We start from the raw sequence: 18,133 nt of genomic DNA, 5'->3' as shown, positions 1-18,133 counted from the left end.
ACCTGAACCATTTCATTAAATTGCTATAATGAAACCTGAAGAGAAAGACACTGTACAAGAGCCATTTACAGAATACGGAGTGTATTCTTATGCGGACTATCTGACTTGGGAGATAGATGAAATGGTCGAGCTTATAAAGGGAAAAGTATTTCGTTCTGCTGCCGCTGCCCCTAGGAGAAAGCATCAGGAAGTAGCTGGATTACTACATTCTCGATTTTTGATACATCTAGACGGAAAAAATTGCAAGGTATTTATCGCCCCTTTCGATGTGAGATTACCTGTCAAATCCAAAAAGAACGAGGAGATATTTACGGTAGTTCAGCCAGATATTTGTGTAGTTTGTGACCGGTCTAAACTGGATGATGCCGGGTGCGTCGGAGCCCCGGACTTAATAGTAGAAGTGCTTTCTCCTGGAAACAATAAAAAGGAATTAAGAAACAAATATGAAGTTTATGAAGAGTCCGGCGTAAACGAATATTGGGTTATTCACCCCGAAGAGGAGACGTTGATCATCAACAAGATGGTAGATGGCAACTATGTTCCTTCCCGACTTTTCACGCACGGTGACATTGTAAAGTCAGATTGTATCGCTGGTTTTAAGCTTGATCTGGAATATTTCTTTGAGAAGATAGATTGATTGCGGTTTCATAGTACTGGATTTAGTCAGAAAGTAAATTTATCTAGACATAAAAAAATCCTGCTTCAAGAGAAGCAGGATAACGGTTTGATATAAAAACCCTATCGGTTAAGTCGTATAAACCGAATTGAACATTACATAGTCTGTGGTAAGATCGGAACCCCATCCTATACCTTCTTCTTCGCCTGTATTGAGTTCCAAGTGAACTCGAATGTGTGATTCCCGAAGTAATTTCTTCATGTACGATTTTTCAAAATCTACAGGATTCCCTTTGTCCAAGACCTGCACGAGATGGTTTTGGTCTCCAATAAATAGATTCACTTTTTTGTAATTGAAAGAAACGCCAGCGTTCCCAGCAGCTGCAATGATACGTCCCCAGTTTGGATCACGACCAAACATGGCCGTTTTCACCAAGGTAGAATCAGAAATCGCCCGAATCAGAATTCTAGCTATTGCTTCAGTTCTCGCTTTAGTGACTTTGTATTCTATAAACTTGGATGCTCCTTCTCCATCGGATACGATGAGCTTAGCCAAATGCGTCAATAGCCCAAGAAGTTTTTCCAAAAAAATTATATATCCAGGATCTTCTTTACTTAATACCTTTCTATTTCCAGCCAATCCATTGGCCATCACAGCGACCATATCATTGGTGGAAGTATCGCCATCCACGGTAATCATGTTGAATGACCTATCTACACAATAGCTTACTGCTTCTTGAAGTAATTTCTCATCAATATTAAAATCAGTCACAATAAAGGCCAGCATTGTAGCCATGTTTGGATGAATCATTCCTGATCCTTTTGCCACTCCTCCCAGGTTGATTACAGCACCCTCATGCTGGAAATCAACAAATCCTTCCTTTGCGAAAGTATCTGTTGTCAAAATCGCATTGGCTACAAAAGACCCAGCTTTTAATTCATTGCTCAACTTAGGAATATTGACATTCAGGCCTTCCACCACATCTTCCGTAGGAAACTCCACTCCGATAATCCCGGTAGATGCCACGATTACATCTTCCTCTGGTATTCCCAATAACTCAGCTGTAGTCTTCACCATAGCCTCAGCTCCTTCTCTGCCCTGATCGCCAGTACAAGCATTCGCATTTCCAGCATTACAGATGATCACCTGAGCCCGGTTATTTTCTAGGTTTTTTTCCGTGATTTTGATCGGTTCTGCCCGCACTTTATTTAGCGTCAGAGTCGCGGCAGCTGCAGCGGGTACTTCTGAGTAAATAATAGCAAGATCCCGCTTCATTGATTTCACTCCAGTATGCGCACCCCAGCATTTAATACCGCGTACGTTAGTTATATTTTTAATCATATTTTTCTTCTTAAGGTTTTAATGGTACTTGACTCAAACCTTCCGATTCGGCCATTCCAAACATTAAATTCATATTATGAACCGCCTGACTAGCGGCACCTTTTAGCAAATTATCAATTGCTGAGATGACAATGACGCGCTCTGTCCTCGCATCCCAAACAGGAAACACATCGCAGAAATGACTTCCACGTACATCTTTGATTCCTGGAGCTTGATTTCTCAACCTAACAAAAGGCTTGTCCTGGTAAAAATTACGATAAATTTCGGTCAATTTCGCCTGAGTCATCTCTCCTTTGATTTTTGCATAGGCTGTCACCAAAATACCTCTATCTACAGGAAGCAGGTGTGGTGTAAATTGAACTGTCGTCTGATTACCAGCCAAAGCTCCTAGCTGCTCCTCAATCTCAATCGTATGTCGGTGACCTGCTATGCCATAGGCCTTGAAATTCTCATTCACATTAGAAAAATGTGTAGTGGTACTAGCCTTTATCCCAGCTCCTGTAAGACCAGACTTAGCATCGATGATCAGAGATTTTTCCTCTACTAGCTGCTTCGCAAAAAGCGGAGCCATACTTAAAATAGAAGCTGTAGGGAAGCAGCCTGGATTAGCCACAAGATTTGCTGTTTTGATTAGTTCTGCGAAAAGCTCAGGCATTCCATACACAGCCGTTTGGAACCCTTCTGGATAGCTATGCTTTTTATTATACCATTCTTCATAGACCTCTTTGGTAGAAAGTCTAAAATCTCCAGAAAGATCAATGATTTTCGCACCAGAATCTTTCCATTTGGCTACAAAATCCATAGAAACTCCGTGCGGCAAAGCCAAGAAAATAACATCTAGTTTTTTCTTACTCACCTCTTCAGCACTCACCAAAGGAATATCCAATCTAGAGAAAAACTGTGGATGCAAGTCCGAAAATGGTTTGCCTACATGAGACTCTGAAGTAATCATTTCTATAGATACTCCTTCATGATTGAGAAGTAATCTCGCCAATTCAGAGCCTGTAAACCCAGACGCTCCGACTATGGCTACTTTTAATTTTTGAAGGCTCATATTAGGCAGTAACTGCAGTTTCGGTTAAGATTTGGTCTAGCTTTTCAAGGAAAATATTTAATTCATCTCTGCTGATGTTCAATGCCGGTACCAGTCTCAAAATATTTACTGCAGTCGCATTTGCCACTATCCCCTCTTCAAGCAAACGAATCACAAGTGGCTTGGCTTCGGATTTCATTTTGACTCCCAGCATCAAACCTAGCCCTCTGACAGATTCTAGCTCATCATGTTTTACTATCAACTCAGCCAACTTACCTCTAAGCCATTCGCTTGTTTCTGTTGCTCTTTTGCAAAGTTGTTCCTCATTGATCACCTCAATAGTCGCTATCGCCGAAGCAGCGACCAGTGGATTTCCACCGAACGTCGTACCGTGATCACCATACTCAATGGCACTGGCTACTTTCTCATTACACAGCAAAGCTCCGATTGGCGCTCCTCCACCTAGGCCTTTGGCTAAGGTCATGATATCCGGCTGCACTCCGAAATAGTCCTTTGCGAACCAATTCCCCGTTCTGCCGATTCCACATTGTATTTCATCAAAAATCAATAATACACCTTTCTCGTCACAGAGCTTTCTCAGTCCTTCTAAATAAGCTTTTTCCGCAGGTACAACTCCGCCCTCACCTTGGATAGGCTCCACCATTATAGCTGCTGTGTCCTTGTCAATGGCAGCTTGCACTGCCGCAAGATCATTAAAAGGAACTTGCGCAAATCCCGTTGGGATAGGAGCAAATCCTTGCTGATATTTCTCTTGTCCAGTAGCAATGGTAGCCAAGGTTCTTCCATGAAAGGAATTATTCATAGAAATGATTTTGCCTCCTTTGCCATGTTTGTGAGCATATCTTCTGGCTATTTTGATCGCCCCTTCCACTGACTCAGCCCCACTATTAGTCAGGAATACCCGATCTAGGCCTGAGATTTTCACCAGTAATTCACTCAGTGCCACCTGCTGAGGACTCACGAAAAAATTCGAAATATGCATCAGCTGCGCTGCCTGCTCCTGAATCGCTTTCACGACCTTGGGATGGCAATGTCCTACATTATTCACGGCTATCCCAGCCAATAAATCAATGTATTCCTTACCGTCAGCATCCCAGAGCCTACTTCCTTTTCCCTTGATGAAAGCTATAGGAAAGCGATTGAATGTGGGTAAGTAATTTTCTCTGTCTTTGGTATATAAATCTTGATTCGTCATAGTCTTTTAAAGTGTCAAAGTTGTTCCAATTTTCTCATTATCAATCACATATTTTGCAATCTGCTCAGGCTTGGTGCCATTTAGAATGATGGCTTTTTTCACGCCTTCTTTCAGTGCCAGCACACAGGATTGGATTTTCGGGATCATTCCCCCTTGGATGGTCCTTCCCAGGTGCTCTTTCACGGCACTTTCATTGAGTTCGTGAATGATTGAAGCAGGATCTGGGTAGTTGAGAAAAAGCCCATCCACATCCGTCAGTACAATTAGTTGATCAGCACTGACTGCCGCCGCAAGTTTCCCTGCAAAGGTATCCGCATTGATATTATAAGATACTCCATCGTAGCCATCAGCTACACATGCGACCACGGGAACATAACCGGCTTCGCAAAGCATACTAATTAATGCATTATCAATTTCGGTAATCTCTCCCACCAATCCTAAATCCACACTACTGCCATCAGCTGATTTATGCAAATATTTTTGGGCTCGGACCATTCCGGCATCTTTTCCGGAAAGGCCAATTGCTTTCAATTTATTTTGATTAAGCGTGGAGATCAAGTCTGCATTGACTTCTCCTATCAGGGCTTTTTGGATTTCTACGAAAGCATTAGCTTCTGTCACTCTTAGGCCATCTACAAAGTGTGAGTTGATGGCTGCCTTTTCTAATGCTTTATTGATAAATGGCCCACCTCCGTGCACCATGATGACTTCAAATCCCGCTTCTTGAAGTTTAAAAATCTGGGCAGCGATTTCCTGCTGCAACTGGGGATTGATCATCGCATTCCCACCATATTTGATAAGAATTCTTTGCTTAGACATTGCTACTATTTTTATATTAAATTGATTTTTTCCTAACCTGGCTTTCCCTTGTAGACTGTCAGATATGGAAACAAATCAGAATTGAATGACAGTTTTTAAAATGTGGAAAACTTGATAAATACAGGTTTAACTTATTTAAGCCGCTACTATTTTAACAACCTTCGTACCGAAAGAGTATATTTTGCAGAATGACACAATGTTGTTGAAATAGTGAAACTCAAACCTCTTAAAAGACAAATATAAATTAATTATTTGCCTGAGTAAGGTGACAAGGTGGCAGTTGAAAATATGGTTTTTTAAAGAAAACTGTAATCCCAAATCACTTTTTACATGTATATTTTGTGATTACGATCACAAATATTATACATTTTTAGTGATTCACCCCCTTTCCAACACCTTCACCATGTTATCAAATCCCTTTTTGATCTCCGCAATCTGAAGATCTCTGGAAGCTTCCAATGCTTCTTTTGATGCAGCTGTAGCAACTTTGAATTGCTCATAAATTTCAGGAAAATCAATTGCGCGCTGATTTCCTTCCAATCCCCAAGTTGCTAAATAAGCCCCGAGTTTTTCCACTTTCAAACCGACATACGGGACAGCAAAACTCATCGCTGTAATTGCTCCATGCAAACTCGTACCCACATAACACTTCGCATTAGCGATCAAGTACATAATATCCCAGATATTATCAGCATCAAAATACACGTGTGATGTATTCATTAGTTGGCCAAGTTCCTCCAAGGCTTCATGATCATCATGGTCGAGTGCTTTTCCAATTGGACACAGGCAAATATCAGTTTGGCTTTTCAGATTTATCTCATCCAGTCCGCTGCTAATAGACCGCTCATGCCCACGGGTAGTTTTCTTATTGATCTGTGCAAAAACATAATTGCCTCCATTCGCATCAACATATTCAGCCACTTCCAGAGTTACCTTAGTTCGAAGAAAGTCCAAGGGATAAAACTCAGACATCAAAATAGCAGAATCTGGAAAAAGAGCTACACTGACCCCGCTTTCCTTCAAGTTTTCCACAGTCAGCCGATCACGGACGGCAAAATAATCTGTATTCTGAAGCTTTTCTTTTAGGAAATCGTATTTGGCGAAAACTGCGGGGCTAAGTCCGGATCCGCCTAAGGAATTCAAGATCACGGACTGAACGCCAGCAAAATCACTTTTATCAAACACAAAAGGCAGGATTGTCTTTCCTTTCAGGATTTTTTTGGTCCAGGCATTCAGATCCATCACCTTATTCACCTTCACATGCCTTTTATTGATCTGCTGAAAAAGAGGATTAAGTGCTGCATAAAGTGAATTCCATGTGACACCCAATGCTTCTCCTCCCGCGATAATCACATGAACGGGATCAGAAGGATCACTACATGCCTTATAAAACTTCTTTATTCCTTGGGTTGGAATCCCGCCTACTTTGGATAGGTCACTTTCTATCAGTCCAAAATATTCAAACTGGAATTTATCCCCGTATGAACTCAGTTGACTTTCGATCACCAATGGAAAAAGTAGATCCCCATAATTATAACGGTCGAAAGCACCTATAATTAAGACTTTTGTCATGTGTTTGAATATTAAAATATATGATCAATCGAAATCAAACCTGCAATAACTCGTCAAATAAGAGACTTGGCTGGAAGACCGTTGACCGAAGACAGAATGACCTTGCCTGATTTTGGTTTTCACATTCTTGTCTACTGATTAAGATACGGGGACATAAACAATAACCTCATCGTCGCATATTGAATCTTCCTTGCAAAAAAGATACTTGATTTTAAATCCAAAGAAATTAAGCTCAGGAACTATTTTTGGTAAGTAGGAGGTAAATTCAGTACAAAATCATCAAAAGACTATTTTGAGCACCAAACCAGTAGCAGTCCATCGTATTTTTTCAGGTTCAGTCTGGGGGATTTTAGCCAAAATCCTAGATGCAGCTGCCAAGTTTGTCACCATTCCACTTTTGGTAGGCTATTACGGCAAAGCGGATTATGGACTCATCGCACTTGCATTCTCGCTAAATGCATATCTACGGCTCATGGATCTTGGGATGAATGTAGGTTCTGTGCGCTTTTTCTCCATGTGGGAAGCCAAGGCAGACTGGGACAATATAGGAAGAGCTTCACGCTCCAGCATCATTTTCTATGGCACTATCGGACTGGTAAACGCACTGATTTTCATACTCATGGCCAATTACGGTCAGTTGTTTTTCAATTTAAATCCCGATCAAATCCCAACATACCGGATGATGATGTACATTCTGTCAGGCAGCACGGTTTTGAACTGGCTATCGAATGTCATTATACAGTTGCTCAGCGCCAAAGATGAGCTGGGCTATGTAAACCGCGTCACAGTAGTCAGCAGCGTCTTGAATTTTGCGGTGGCTATAATGGCGATTCACTTCAAGTGGTCTTTGCCTCTCTATTTTCTATTCTATACAATTTCCACGCTAGTTCCTATCCCACTGAATATGCTTCGCTTAGGCGTTTTCCCAATCCCTTTGGGACAATTGCTTACCCCAAAGTGGGACGGGAAGATTTTCCGGGAAATAATCGGCTATAGTTCTGCAATATTCCTGATGGGGCTATTCCAGCTGACAGCCAATGAATTGCGGCCAATTCTGCTAGCCAAATTCGCCTCGAGTATAGGCGTACTGACAGATTATCGTGTGATTCAGACGATTGCCATGCTGATTATATCCTTTGGGACGATCTTTCTCCAGGTGCTATTGCCTTCGGCTTCCAAAGTCTATCAAGAGGGAAATCATTCCAAGATGGAAAAGATGGTTTTTACAGCAACCCGCTACATTTCTTTTTTTCTAAGTTTTATTGTTTTTCTTCTGATCTTGAATTCGGAGTCAATACTGCTTCTCTACATGGGCAAAGATTACCTCCATCTGACTAGTTGGCTGAACATTTGGCTACTCACGGTGCTTCTCAATATGCACAATACGCCCGTGGCTAGCTTGGTGCTTTCTTCTGGCAAAACCCGATTCCTGATTTACTCCTCGGCGACGGCTTGTATTCTATCGCTTCCAATTACCGTATTCCTGGCACCCACGCTCAATGTAGGTGCGGCTGTAATCGGGTATTTAGTTTATATGCTGATTCAGATCGGTTTCTTTTATATTTATTATATTCCTAAAGTGCTCAAGCTGGATAGTAAGAAGATATTTTTCGGTGCTTTTTCACCATCTGTCTTAGGTGCTGTGATTGCATTTGGCTTTGCTTTTGGCATAGGAAAATGGATAGAAATACCTGAAGGATTGCTAGGAATCATAGTAAACTCGGCCATTTTCACTACGATTTTTGTCGCATTCCACTTCCTGTTCATCATCAAATCCGCAGATATTGAATTTCTTCGCACGAAACTTTTCAAAAGAAAACCAACCCATGAGCAAGATTAAATTTTCGATTTGTATTCCTGCTTATAAGAGCAAATACCTCCAAGAATGCATTGACAGCATCTTGGATCAGAGCATCCTAGACTTCGAGTTGATTATTTTGAATGATTGCTCTCCAGAGCCGGTTGAAGAGATTGTTTTGAAAAATTCCGATCCTAGAATCCGCTATTTCAAGAATGAAAAGAATGTAGGAGCTTATGATTTAGTGGACAATTGGAACAAATGTCTGGAACTTTCGACTGGGGAATATATCGTCATAATGGGTGATGATGACCGATTGGCGACAGATTATTTAGCTGAGTTTGAAAAATTGATCCAAACTTACCCAACCTTGGATGTCTATCATTGCCGCAGCAAAATCATAGACGATGATGGGAATGATCTGGTGCTCACACCAGCACTTCCGGCCTTTGAGTATGTCTATGATTCGATCTGGCATCGCCTACGCCAGTTACGGTCAAATTATATCTCGGATTACGTGTATAACACTTCGGCTCTAGGGGCACAAGGCGGCTTCTATAAACTCCCTCTGGCCTGGGGATCCGATGATATCACGGCATTTATCGCCTCTGCGAAAAACGGGATTGCGCATAGCAATACCCCCATTTTCGAGTATCGCAGCAACAAACTTTCTATTACTTCCACAGGAAATGACTTGCATAAGATGATGGCTGACTTGAGCTATGCGGACTGGCTGAAAGATTTCCTGGAAAACCATCCTCCACATCCTTCAGAAAAGGTGATTTATCAGCATTTGCTGAAGGAAAAAGATAAGTACATGCATGAGAAGAAGCTTTACACCATGATGCTTTCTATGCGCAGTAATCCTCTGGAGAAAGCAAAAATTTGGATGAATACCCGGGAAAAATTCGGGTTGTCGATCAAAGACATTGGGGTTGCGCTTGCTAAAAGTATGAATTCAAACCGATCCTAATTGATGAATTCGCCTATCAAAATCATCTTCAATCCCTGCGAGAACAAGGAAAATCAATACATCGATATTCTGGTCAATGGACTGGAAAAGCATGGCTTTGAAGTGAGTCCACTGGATGATTTTTTAACTTCTGTAGCCCATTTTCAATCGATCAAACTACTTCATCTAAATTGGTTTGAGAACCTGGATGATAGCAGTGCAAACAGCATGTGGAAAAGCTATATTAGAAAATTGGTGGTGCTGGCTGCCATCAAATTTGGGAAAAAGAAGCTGGTATGGACGATGCACAACAGGCTTTCCCACGAGAAAAAATCAGGAAAATTAAGTAGGGCATTAACCCGGAAAATCGTCGCTCAAGTAGATGCTGTTGTAATTCATGCTTCGATCACGAAAGATATTTTACGTAACCAATATCCAAATCTACAGGCCAAAATCGTCCACATTCCACATCCAGACTTTATCGATGTCTATGGTCCGATGTGCCCTGAAAACTCGGTCGAATCTAATTCTCCATTGAAGCTACTTTTCCTAGGAGCCATCAAGCCCTATAAAAACATTGAATTACTTATTGAAATCGCTCAGCAATTCCCAACTGATATCCACCTGACAATTGCTGGCAATCCGAATTCTGAATCTTATCAAGGCGAATTACAACACCTAGCTTCTGAAGCAAGCAATATGACACTGGAGTTGAAATTCATTCCCGACCAGGACTTACCAAACTTTATTCATCACTCAGACTTACTCATTCTTCCATATTCGCTGGAAAGCAGCCTGAATTCAGGAACTGTGATCTTGGCATTTTCTTATGGGAGAACTGTCATCTGCCCGAGAATTGGCACTATTGATGACTTGGATGCTGGAGAAAACGTATTTGACTACACCTATGCTTCCGAGGCAGAACACCGCGAAGCACTTGAAAAACAAATTCATAGAGCCATTTCCCTGAAACGAAATAATCCAGAATCTTTGAGGAAAAAAGGACTTAGCATGCGGGAAATGGTGCAAAAGAAAAATGATAAAGAAAATGTGTCTGCTCAGTTAATTGACCTGTATAAGACCTTGCTCGATTAAATTCGTTTTTTCAGCTAAATCCAACACATGAAATCGAGCATGATTCTAGCGTCACACAGAGGAATGATTATTGACCATGCGAGATTCTCCCGATCCGCCGCGGCGGACGGGACAGGCTATGTGGCCTTTAAAAAACAATTATCATCACATGAAAATACTATACATCAATTCTCTCTATAGCCCACTGATCGAAGGTGGTGCAGAGATCTCCCTGAAGCTGATCGTGGAAGGAATGAAATCTCTGGGGCATGAAGTTGTGGTGTTGAGTTTGATGCCTGAGGAGGGGTTGAGAAAAGAGCAGGTGGAAGGAGTAACTGTGTATCGGGCAGGACTCCAAAATGGGTATTGGCCTTATTCCAAAGCAAAGAAAAGTAAGCTTTCTAGATTAGCTTGGCACTATAGAGATCAGTCAAATGAGGTAATGGCTGAAGTGGTACGAGAAATTTTGCTTGCCGAAAAGCCTGATATAGTCTCTTGTCACAATCTTGCTGGCTGGTCTACCGCTGTTTGGACACCGATTCATCAGGCAGGTATTCCCATCGTTCAGGTTTTGCATGATCTGTATTTGCTTTGCCCCAACAGCAACATGTTCAAAAATGAGCAAACCTGTGAAGATCAGTGCTTCAGCTGCAGGCTATTGCGAAGCAATCATTCAGAGAAGTCTAAGCAAGTTTCGGCAGTAGTAGGTATCAGCAATAGCATCTTGCAACGATTTATAGACTTTGGGTATTTTGCCAATGCCTCCAAAAATATTATTTATAACACACGAAGCTTATCCAATCCACCTTTACAGCCAGCCAGAAAATCCGGACAGAAAATCCGCTTCGGATACCTGGGTACACTTTCGAAAGTAAAAGGGCTGGAATGGCTAATCGAGCAGTTTAAGAAATTAGATTTTGATACAGACCTACGAATTGCGGGAAAAGGTGAGCCCGTTTACGTGCAGCATCTCAAAGAACTAGCTAAGGACGCTAAGATAGTGTTTGTAGGCTATGTGAATTCCACAGAATTCTTGGCCGAAATCGACGTATTAGTTGTACCATCTCTCTGGGAAGAACCTCTTGGGATGGTTGCAATAGAAGCATTAGCCAATCATGTGCCTGTGATTGCTAACAAAAGAGGCGGCCTTCAAGAGACCGTAAAAGGTGGCGTTAATGGCTTGTATTGCTATGATGTGAAGCCTGACTCCTTGAGCAATGCAATGCGTAAGCTTTATGAAAATCCTGAGCTATACAATCAATTCTACATAAATGCGCGCCTTTCTGTAGCTTCGATATTGGATGCTGACCGGATGATCGGGGAATATGAAGCAGTGTTGAAACAGGTAGTAGAGAAGCCTATAATCGATGTTTTCAAATGAGCACACCGGAAATCACAGGAATCAATTCTGCGGTAACACTTGATGGAAACCAATGGAAGGCTCTTTCAATTGCTGAATCTCTGTTTTTGATTTCCATCATTTCCATGTTTCTTCCAGTGAAAGTTTACCCGTTGGTTTTTCTGGTCAGCTCTTACTTTTTCTACAGAGAAATCCCACAGCTGAATTTCCCGAGATGGGCTATTGCTTTAGTTGTGTTTAGCTCCTATGCCATAATCAGCTATCTTATCCATTTTCCTGGCGAATCTCTTGCGCTGACTAATATCACCAAGCTGATTTTTAATTTCTGCTTTCTGTTTTTTGCTTTGCTCTGGCTGGGTTCACGGGACAACGAATCCCTGATCCATAGACTGGACACCGTACTTCTCCTAGTGCTGGCGCTTTCTTTTGTGCAGCTTTTGATCTATCATCAAGGGTTTGATTTCAAGCTCATCTCAGGAAGCGAAACATCTGGACAGGCTAGTTCGCTGTACCGGGACTCGCTGTACTTTTGGGGTTTGGATGACAAGAATATGTTTGGCGCTCGCATAGCGTTGATGGGATTTTCATTTATCTGTATTCCTGTGGTATTGAAAAGTAAACTCTCAATGTGGAGAATTGCATTTGTATTTCTGATTGCTTTTTTGAGCCTATCACGTACTCCGATTGTTGCCTTATTACTTGGTGTATTCTTCTTAGTTTGGATGTCTGTGACGAAAAAATGGAAAATAGCACTACTTCTTATTCTAGTCATAGCATTGCCATTTGTGCTTCAAAATGTAATCCGTGTCGATTCTCTGACTTCCTCTAATGATGGGATGGGAATACGATTAGTTTACTGGAAAGCATTTTTCCAGCATTTTGATATGATCTCTCCGCTTGGCAACGGATTTATGAGTGCACCGGCATTTCTAGGAAAATATGCCGAATTCTACCGAGGTGAGCCTCATATTCACAATACGTTTCTTTCTACCTACTTAGAATTGGGACTAGTAGGATTCCTGTCATTTTTGGCTTTCCTCTATTGGCTGATACGTGATTTTTGGCGTCAGACAGCCAATCCAAGACTATGGATCGCGCTTTTCCTCCCGATCTTGGCGATCATGATGATCCTGTATTCTGGCTATGATAATGACGTGGTGATGTATTTTTGCCTGACTTTTCTCATCGGTAGCTGGAGCACGGTAAACTTCCAAAATATGAAACTCAGCTTATGAATAGTCAAAAATGCATATTGATCGACAGTCGCTGGGCAGGGAATACAGGTATTGGAAGGCTGTATCAGGAAGTGATGAACTATGTCCCCAAAGAAGCCTCATGTGAATATGTACAAAGCAAAATGGGATTGGGTAGTATGCTTTCGCCCTTAATGCTCAGTGAGGAAATAAAGAAGTCAAGCGCAGAAGTGTTCTACAGTCCTTCCTTTATGCCTCCTGCCTTTTCTAAGATTCCTTTTATTTTCACTGTGCATGACCTGATGCACTTGTTTTATTATTCGAAGCTGCACAAGATCTATTATGAACAGGTGATCGCCAGGCTGGCGCCAAAAGCGAAGAAAATCATCACCGTGTCTCACTTCAGCAAAAGTCAGTTGGTTGAGCTTCTGGGCATTCCCCAAAACCTGATCAAAGTGATATACAATGGAGTGGATAGTCATTTTCTACACAATGAGGAAGAATATGAAAGTGTGCGTCCATATTTTTTGTATGTCGGGAACCGGAGGAAAAACAAGAATGTGCCAGCTATGCTTTCTGCTTTTGCAAAAGCAAGGATATCCAATGACTTCATGTTTTACCTTTCGGGAAATAAAGATTCAGAACTAGACGCCTTGATAACTAGCCTCGGCATCCAAAAAAGGGTTCGGTTTTTGGGTTTTATTGAAGAACACGATTTACCCAAATTATACAAGGGTGCCCATGCTACTTTATTTGTCTCATTGATGGAAGGATTCGGCTTACCAATCATCGAATCTATGGCTTCAGGAACGCCAGTCTTGACCTCCAATACAAGTTCTCTTCCAGAAATCGCCGGTGGGGCGGCACTTTGCGTGGATCCAACGAGCGTTTCAGCGATTCAGGCAGGCATAGAAAAATTGGTAAGTGATCAGATATTTTACGTGGATTGTAGTGTAAGGGGTCTGGATCGGGCACAGGAATTCAGTTGGGAGAGGACTGCATCAGAAACATGGGAAACAATTCTTTCATAATCTTAGCTATGAAAAAATATTTTCACATCATCTTCATTTTACTTTTTGCCTTGCCAGAATCAGGTTTTTGCAAGATGGAAGATGCCGCAAATGGAAAATTTATCAATGTCCTTGACTATGGTGTGTTGGCAGATTCAAAAAACGACCAAACTGCGGCCATTCAGCAAATAATCGATCAGGCAACTGAGGAGGATACCGTGTTTTTCCCCGCAGGGCTATACCTTATCCGCACCATACACTTGAGATCTGCTGTACATATTCTTTCAGAAGGCACGCTCAAACATCATAATTCAGCGAAAATAGGGGAATTTTCCATAGAAAAGCAGAATTCTCCCAATCCTTTGATCTTAGGTGATCAAGTGAAAAATATTCGTATTTCCCTCCGAGGAGAATCCAAAAACGAGGGGATTTATCTAATCAAAAGCCATCAAATCTGGATTTATAACACAGAGCTAACTGGCGATTCGACCAAGCTGCGATCCTACCCTGGCATTATGACTTTTCAATCAAGCGGGATAGAAATTGCCAATTCAAAAATTCATCATTTTGGGAAGCCACGCGCTGAGACGCATAGCTATCAGCCAGGTACAGGCATCCGGATTTTGTCCAGCAACACCATATCAATTCATGATTCTGAGATTTACAAAAATGGGGAAAATGGGGTTTTTATCCATGGCAGCAGAAAAGTGGAAGTGATCAATAATGTCATCCATCGTAATGGAATGTCCGCGATTCAGGTCGCATTTGGGGATACCGGAAAGGAAAAAGACTACAATTTTTCCTTTAATATTTTGGAAGAAAATGCCTCTGACGCGATTGACATTAACAATCGATCTCAGGAAAAAGCTAAAGATATTGAATGCTTGATCACCGAAAATATCAGCTGTGGAAATGGCTTTGTCAACGGCATAGCCACGCCAGATGGCTCTGGCATAGCTACGCTCATCAATGTCTCAAATGTCATAATCTATAAAAATGAGGCGTATAGAAACAACCGACCGGCAATTTATCTAGAAAGCTGTGGATTGATTCTAGCCAAAAAAAACTGGGCTGACAATGAAGTGGAAATTACCCTCGATCTGCAGGAATTGCTCTTGGATCAAAACAGGTTCAGTAGCATCAATCTGATCGCCAACACGAAGGCAAAGAAAATCCATATTCGGGGAAATACCATAGGTTCACTTTCCCTGCCTAATGGTATCCAAGTGGAAGAATTCCTTATCGAAAACAACAGGTTTTCGAATGCCTCACTCAATCTCAATTTGCAAGGAAGGATTCGCTTGGTTGGAAATAAAATTGAGAACAAATCAACGAATCCTGCCATCTTAATCACCAAAGCTGACCATGCTAGAATAGTAAAAAATGATATTCTTAGTCAAAATTCCTCAGCAATCATTCTTCGTAAAACTGCTGAAAATGTGCATATCATCGAAAATCACATCCATTCGTTCAACACAGCCATCTTTGATGACAGCTCTTCCCACTTACTGATCAAAGACAATGTATTAACCTCAATCCTTGGTGGACCAGAAAACCAAACATTCCGAAGTCACTTTCCAAAGCAACTCAAGATGGAAGGAAATGAACATATCGGAATCGAGAATTCAGTATCAGTTCTATTTGTGGGTAAGGGGACAGCAAGCATAGAAAACGAGAAAATAACCTTGGGAAAGGTAAATTACGGGGAGGTAAAGCTAAATGATTAAGCTACAAGAGAAAGAGCCTAGCAGTGAGCTAAAAGTCAATCTTTATATCCCTACACTAAATGCCGGAGAAATCTGGAAAGATGTTCTCGCTGGCGTGGCAAAGCAAACCTATCCCATTTCCAGGTTAGTGATTATTGATTCTGGCTCGACTGATGGCACGCTTGATTTAATCAATGAAGAAACCTGCTCATTGATCCAAATTGATAGGCAGAATTTCGACCATGGCGGGACACGACAAATGGCAGTGGAGAAATTCGCAGACGCGGATGTTTTCGTCTTTATCACCCAAGATGCCATCCTAGCTGAACCTAATGCAATTTCGGTGATGATTCAAGCATTGGAAGAAAACCCTGAGCTCGGCATGGTCTATGGCCGCCAGCTTCCACATAAGAACGCGAAGGTGTTGGAGACACATGCCAGACTGTTCAATTACCCTGCCGAGTCCAAAGTAAAAAGCATAGAAGATGCTAATCGCTACGGTATTAGAACAATTTCTTGTTCCAATTCTTTTGCAGCCTATCGCAAAAGCACATTTATGGAGGTCAAAGGCTTCCCAACGGGCTCTATTCTAGGTGAAGACGTATTAATTGCAGGAAAAATGTTGCTTGGTGGATGGAAAATGGCTTACCTTTCGAATTCGAAAATATACCACTCACATAACTATTCTGCCATTGATGAATTCAAAAGATATTTTGACATTGGAGTATTCCACGTCAATAACCATTGGATTTTCGAAAACTTTGGCAGGGCAGAAAGTGAGGGATTCAAGTATCTCAAATCAGAACTCACCTATACTTTTCAGCATAACCCTCTATTGATCCCAAAATGCTTACTCGCAACAGGGGCTAAATTGGTTGGCTATCAACTGGGACTTCACTATCTATCACTCCCAGTTGGACTTCGTAAGTCATTTTCTATGACTAAGGCTTACTGGAGCCGAACCTGATATTTTCCTAAAAAGGTGGCATCACTCACAATGTGGGGATCGCTTCTACATAAAAAATGTTAACGGCCTCTTAATATGTGCCCTAATTTCTAAAGTAGGCCAGTTTTTGCTTGGCACTCCAATTGGATACCACCTAGCACCACACTATTTGACTAAAAGTACTAAACCAATGATTCGTAATTCATCACATCAACAAGAAATTGTTTTTAAAGGCTTTCAGTCAGGTCGAATTATACCTGACTTATTTTCACTAACAAACCTATCAAGAAGCTCGGTTTCGCAAACAGTGAACCAGGGAATAGAGGTAACTACAAGGTTTGTAAAAAGATCATTCGATATCTTTTTCTCTTCTCTAGCAATCTTAGCTGGCCTGCCAGTATTCTTTACGCTAATACTTATTACCAAGCTTACCTCAAAAGGACCTGTGTTCTATAAGCAAGAAAGAATCGGAAAGAACGGCTCTCCTTTTTATATCTACAAATTCAGAAGTATGATCGTAGATTCTGAGGTAAATGGTCCTCAATTGACGACCGACAATGATCCTAGAGTTACCAAATGGGGAAATTTCATGCGGAAAACTCACTTAGATGAGCTTCCTCAGTTTTTTAATGTGCTTATCGGTGATATGTCTGTAGTAGGGCCTAGACCTGAGCGTGCTCATTTTATCCAACAAATCGTAGCTAGACAGCCTCTTTACACCCAGTTGCTCAGCATCCGCCCAGGCATTACTTCTATTGGGCAGGTTGACTTTGGGTATGCAGAAACTGTAGAGCAAATGTGTCAGAGAATGTTATTGGATTTGAAATACCTAAGTAGTGTGAATTTGTTGACTGACTTAAACATCATCGGTCAAACTGTGATGACCATGATTAATAAAAAAGGAAAGTAATAAGAACAATTAACAGCGCATCGAATACAAAATCGACAACCCATGTGGTTGTCGATTTTGTTTAAATCCTATATCATACCAGCATTCTACAGGTCATATAAAAAGTACTTTGATTTTTGAATTCTAAAGTTAAATTAGAATAAACTCATCAAAATTCACCCTGAATAATGAAGAAAACAGTACTAGAAGATATAGGATTATTAATCATGAGATTGGGTGCTGGAGGTATGATTTTAACCCATGGCTATCCTAAGCTGATGCGTGTTTTCGGGGATGAGTCAATAAAATTCATGGATTTTCTTGGTTTGGGATCCGTAGTCTCCATATCACTTGCTGTATTTGCTGAGTTTTTTTGTGCCATTTTACTTTTAATTGGCTTCAAGACCCGGCTTGCTACAATTCCCTTGATGATCACTATGCTTATAGAAGTGTTTGTCGCTCATTCAGCGGATCCTTTTGGAAGAAAAGAGCTACCGCTTCTCTACTTTATCGTGTTTTTGAGTATTCTTATTTTTGGACCAGGAAAATTTTCTCTTGATAGGTTTGGTAATCGCAAATCCATGTATTATAAAGGATAACTTTAGCTG

At 41.3% G+C, this 18,133-nt stretch carries 17 protein-coding genes; 12 read left to right on the top strand and 5 right to left on the bottom strand.

What is annotated here, in order from left to right; genetic code table 11:
• Positions 1–28: 28 nt before the first annotated feature.
• Entirely contained in the window at positions 29–637 is a 609-nt protein-coding gene (locus tag U3A58_RS03805; protein WP_416377277.1) for a Uma2 family endonuclease, read from the top strand.
• 108 nt (positions 638–745) lie between these two features.
• Here U3A58_RS03805 and argJ read toward each other — a convergent pair whose 3' ends face one another.
• From argJ to U3A58_RS03780, 5 genes are all read right to left on the bottom strand, one after another.
• On the bottom strand, positions 746–1,957 hold the full coding sequence (gene argJ, locus U3A58_RS03800) for a bifunctional glutamate N-acetyltransferase/amino-acid acetyltransferase ArgJ (RefSeq protein WP_323822060.1): 1,212 nt from the start codon (positions 1,955–1,957) through the stop codon (positions 746–748).
• Positions 1,958–1,967: 10 nt separating this feature from the next.
• Positions 1,968–3,011 carry an N-acetyl-gamma-glutamyl-phosphate reductase gene (gene argC, locus U3A58_RS03795; RefSeq protein ID WP_323822059.1) on the bottom strand — a complete coding sequence of 348 codons (1,044 nt, stop codon included), beginning with the start codon at positions 3,009–3,011 and terminating at the stop codon, positions 1,968–1,970.
• A gap of 1 nt (position 3,012) precedes the next feature.
• On the bottom strand, positions 3,013–4,206 hold the full coding sequence (locus tag U3A58_RS03790) for an aspartate aminotransferase family protein (protein ID WP_323822058.1): 1,194 nt from the start codon (positions 4,204–4,206) through the stop codon (positions 3,013–3,015).
• Positions 4,207–4,212: 6 nt separating this feature from the next.
• Positions 4,213–5,025: an acetylglutamate kinase gene (gene argB / locus U3A58_RS03785; RefSeq protein WP_323822057.1), complete on the bottom strand. Its 813-nt coding sequence runs from the start codon at positions 5,023–5,025 to the stop codon at positions 4,213–4,215.
• Positions 5,026–5,403: 378 nt separating this feature from the next.
• A complete protein-coding gene (locus U3A58_RS03780; protein ID WP_323822056.1) occupies positions 5,404–6,597 on the bottom strand; it encodes a polysaccharide pyruvyl transferase family protein in 1,194 nt (397 codons plus the stop codon).
• Positions 6,598–6,889: 292 nt separating this feature from the next.
• On the opposite strand from U3A58_RS03780, the gene U3A58_RS03775 reads away from it, so the two are divergent.
• From U3A58_RS03775 to U3A58_RS03725, 11 genes are all read left to right on the top strand, one after another.
• Positions 6,890–8,437 carry a lipopolysaccharide biosynthesis protein gene (locus tag U3A58_RS03775; protein WP_323822055.1) on the top strand — a complete coding sequence of 516 codons (1,548 nt, stop codon included), beginning with the start codon at positions 6,890–6,892 and terminating at the stop codon, positions 8,435–8,437.
• Entirely contained in the window at positions 8,424–9,368 is a 945-nt protein-coding gene (locus U3A58_RS03770) for a glycosyltransferase family 2 protein (protein WP_323822054.1), read from the top strand. Before U3A58_RS03775 ends, U3A58_RS03770 begins: the two co-directional genes overlap by 14 nt.
• A 3-nt stretch (positions 9,369–9,371) precedes the next feature.
• Complete coding sequence (locus tag U3A58_RS03765; protein ID WP_323822053.1) at positions 9,372–10,442, top strand: glycosyltransferase; 1,071 nt, start codon at positions 9,372–9,374, stop codon at positions 10,440–10,442.
• A 27-nt stretch (positions 10,443–10,469) separates the two neighbouring features.
• Positions 10,470–10,622 (top strand): hypothetical protein, encoded by a 153-nt coding sequence (locus U3A58_RS03760; protein WP_323822052.1) that lies wholly within the window; start codon positions 10,470–10,472, stop codon positions 10,620–10,622.
• Positions 10,591–11,802 carry a glycosyltransferase family 4 protein gene (locus U3A58_RS03755; protein WP_323822051.1) on the top strand — a complete coding sequence of 404 codons (1,212 nt, stop codon included), beginning with the start codon at positions 10,591–10,593 and terminating at the stop codon, positions 11,800–11,802. The genes U3A58_RS03760 and U3A58_RS03755 overlap by 32 nt, the downstream gene beginning before the upstream one ends.
• Positions 11,799–13,016, top strand: coding sequence for an O-antigen ligase family protein (locus U3A58_RS03750; protein ID WP_323822050.1), 1,218 nt, complete (start codon positions 11,799–11,801; stop codon positions 13,014–13,016). Before U3A58_RS03755 ends, U3A58_RS03750 begins: the two co-directional genes overlap by 4 nt.
• On the top strand, positions 13,013–14,005 hold the full coding sequence (locus tag U3A58_RS03745; protein WP_323822049.1) for a glycosyltransferase family 4 protein: 993 nt from the start codon (positions 13,013–13,015) through the stop codon (positions 14,003–14,005). The genes U3A58_RS03750 and U3A58_RS03745 overlap by 4 nt, the downstream gene beginning before the upstream one ends.
• Before the next feature lie 8 nt (positions 14,006–14,013).
• Complete coding sequence (locus U3A58_RS03740; protein WP_323822048.1) at positions 14,014–15,711, top strand: right-handed parallel beta-helix repeat-containing protein; 1,698 nt, start codon at positions 14,014–14,016, stop codon at positions 15,709–15,711.
• Complete coding sequence (locus U3A58_RS03735; RefSeq protein ID WP_323822047.1) at positions 15,704–16,657, top strand: glycosyltransferase family 2 protein; 954 nt, start codon at positions 15,704–15,706, stop codon at positions 16,655–16,657. The genes U3A58_RS03740 and U3A58_RS03735 overlap by 8 nt, the downstream gene beginning before the upstream one ends.
• A gap of 286 nt (positions 16,658–16,943) precedes the next feature.
• The gene (locus U3A58_RS03730) at positions 16,944–17,546 is read left to right on the top strand and encodes a sugar transferase (protein WP_323822046.1); all 603 of its coding nucleotides are present in this window, start codon (positions 16,944–16,946) and stop codon (positions 17,544–17,546) included.
• Positions 17,547–17,713: 167 nt separating this feature from the next.
• Positions 17,714–18,124: a DoxX family protein gene (locus U3A58_RS03725; protein ID WP_323822045.1), complete on the top strand. Its 411-nt coding sequence runs from the start codon at positions 17,714–17,716 to the stop codon at positions 18,122–18,124.
• The last annotated feature ends 9 nt before the right edge of the window (positions 18,125–18,133 follow it).

The sequence above is a fragment of the Algoriphagus persicinus genome (assembly GCF_035156415.1).
Taxonomy (GTDB): Bacteria; Bacteroidota; Bacteroidia; order Cytophagales; family Cyclobacteriaceae; genus Algoriphagus; species Algoriphagus persicinus.
The sequence above is the reverse complement of the archived record's forward strand: the minus strand, read 5'-3'. Positions and strand labels throughout refer to the sequence as shown.

Bases quoted from the DNA above. Each gene is read 5' to 3' on its own strand.
- U3A58_RS03805 (WP_416377277.1), top strand. From the start codon at position 29: ATGAAACCTGAAGAGAAAGACACTGTACAAGAGCCATTTACAGAATAC.
- argJ (WP_323822060.1), bottom strand. From the start codon at position 1,957: ATGATTAAAAATATAACTAACGTACGCGGTATTAAATGCTGGGGTGCG.
- argC (WP_323822059.1), bottom strand. From the start codon at position 3,011: ATGAGCCTTCAAAAATTAAAAGTAGCCATAGTCGGAGCGTCTGGGTTT.
- U3A58_RS03790 (WP_323822058.1), bottom strand. From the start codon at position 4,206: ATGACGAATCAAGATTTATATACCAAAGACAGAGAAAATTACTTACCC.
- argB (WP_323822057.1), bottom strand. From the start codon at position 5,025: ATGTCTAAGCAAAGAATTCTTATCAAATATGGTGGGAATGCGATGATC.
- U3A58_RS03780 (WP_323822056.1), bottom strand. From the start codon at position 6,597: ATGACAAAAGTCTTAATTATAGGTGCTTTCGACCGTTATAATTATGGG.
- U3A58_RS03770 (WP_323822054.1), top strand. From the start codon at position 8,424: ATGAGCAAGATTAAATTTTCGATTTGTATTCCTGCTTATAAGAGCAAA.
- U3A58_RS03765 (WP_323822053.1), top strand. From the start codon at position 9,372: ATGAATTCGCCTATCAAAATCATCTTCAATCCCTGCGAGAACAAGGAA.
- U3A58_RS03760 (WP_323822052.1), top strand. From the start codon at position 10,470: ATGAAATCGAGCATGATTCTAGCGTCACACAGAGGAATGATTATTGAC.
- U3A58_RS03755 (WP_323822051.1), top strand. From the start codon at position 10,591: ATGAAAATACTATACATCAATTCTCTCTATAGCCCACTGATCGAAGGT.
- U3A58_RS03750 (WP_323822050.1), top strand. From the start codon at position 11,799: ATGAGCACACCGGAAATCACAGGAATCAATTCTGCGGTAACACTTGAT.
- U3A58_RS03745 (WP_323822049.1), top strand. From the start codon at position 13,013: ATGAATAGTCAAAAATGCATATTGATCGACAGTCGCTGGGCAGGGAAT.
- U3A58_RS03740 (WP_323822048.1), top strand. From the start codon at position 14,014: ATGAAAAAATATTTTCACATCATCTTCATTTTACTTTTTGCCTTGCCA.
- U3A58_RS03735 (WP_323822047.1), top strand. From the start codon at position 15,704: ATGATTAAGCTACAAGAGAAAGAGCCTAGCAGTGAGCTAAAAGTCAAT.
- U3A58_RS03725 (WP_323822045.1), top strand. From the start codon at position 17,714: ATGAAGAAAACAGTACTAGAAGATATAGGATTATTAATCATGAGATTG.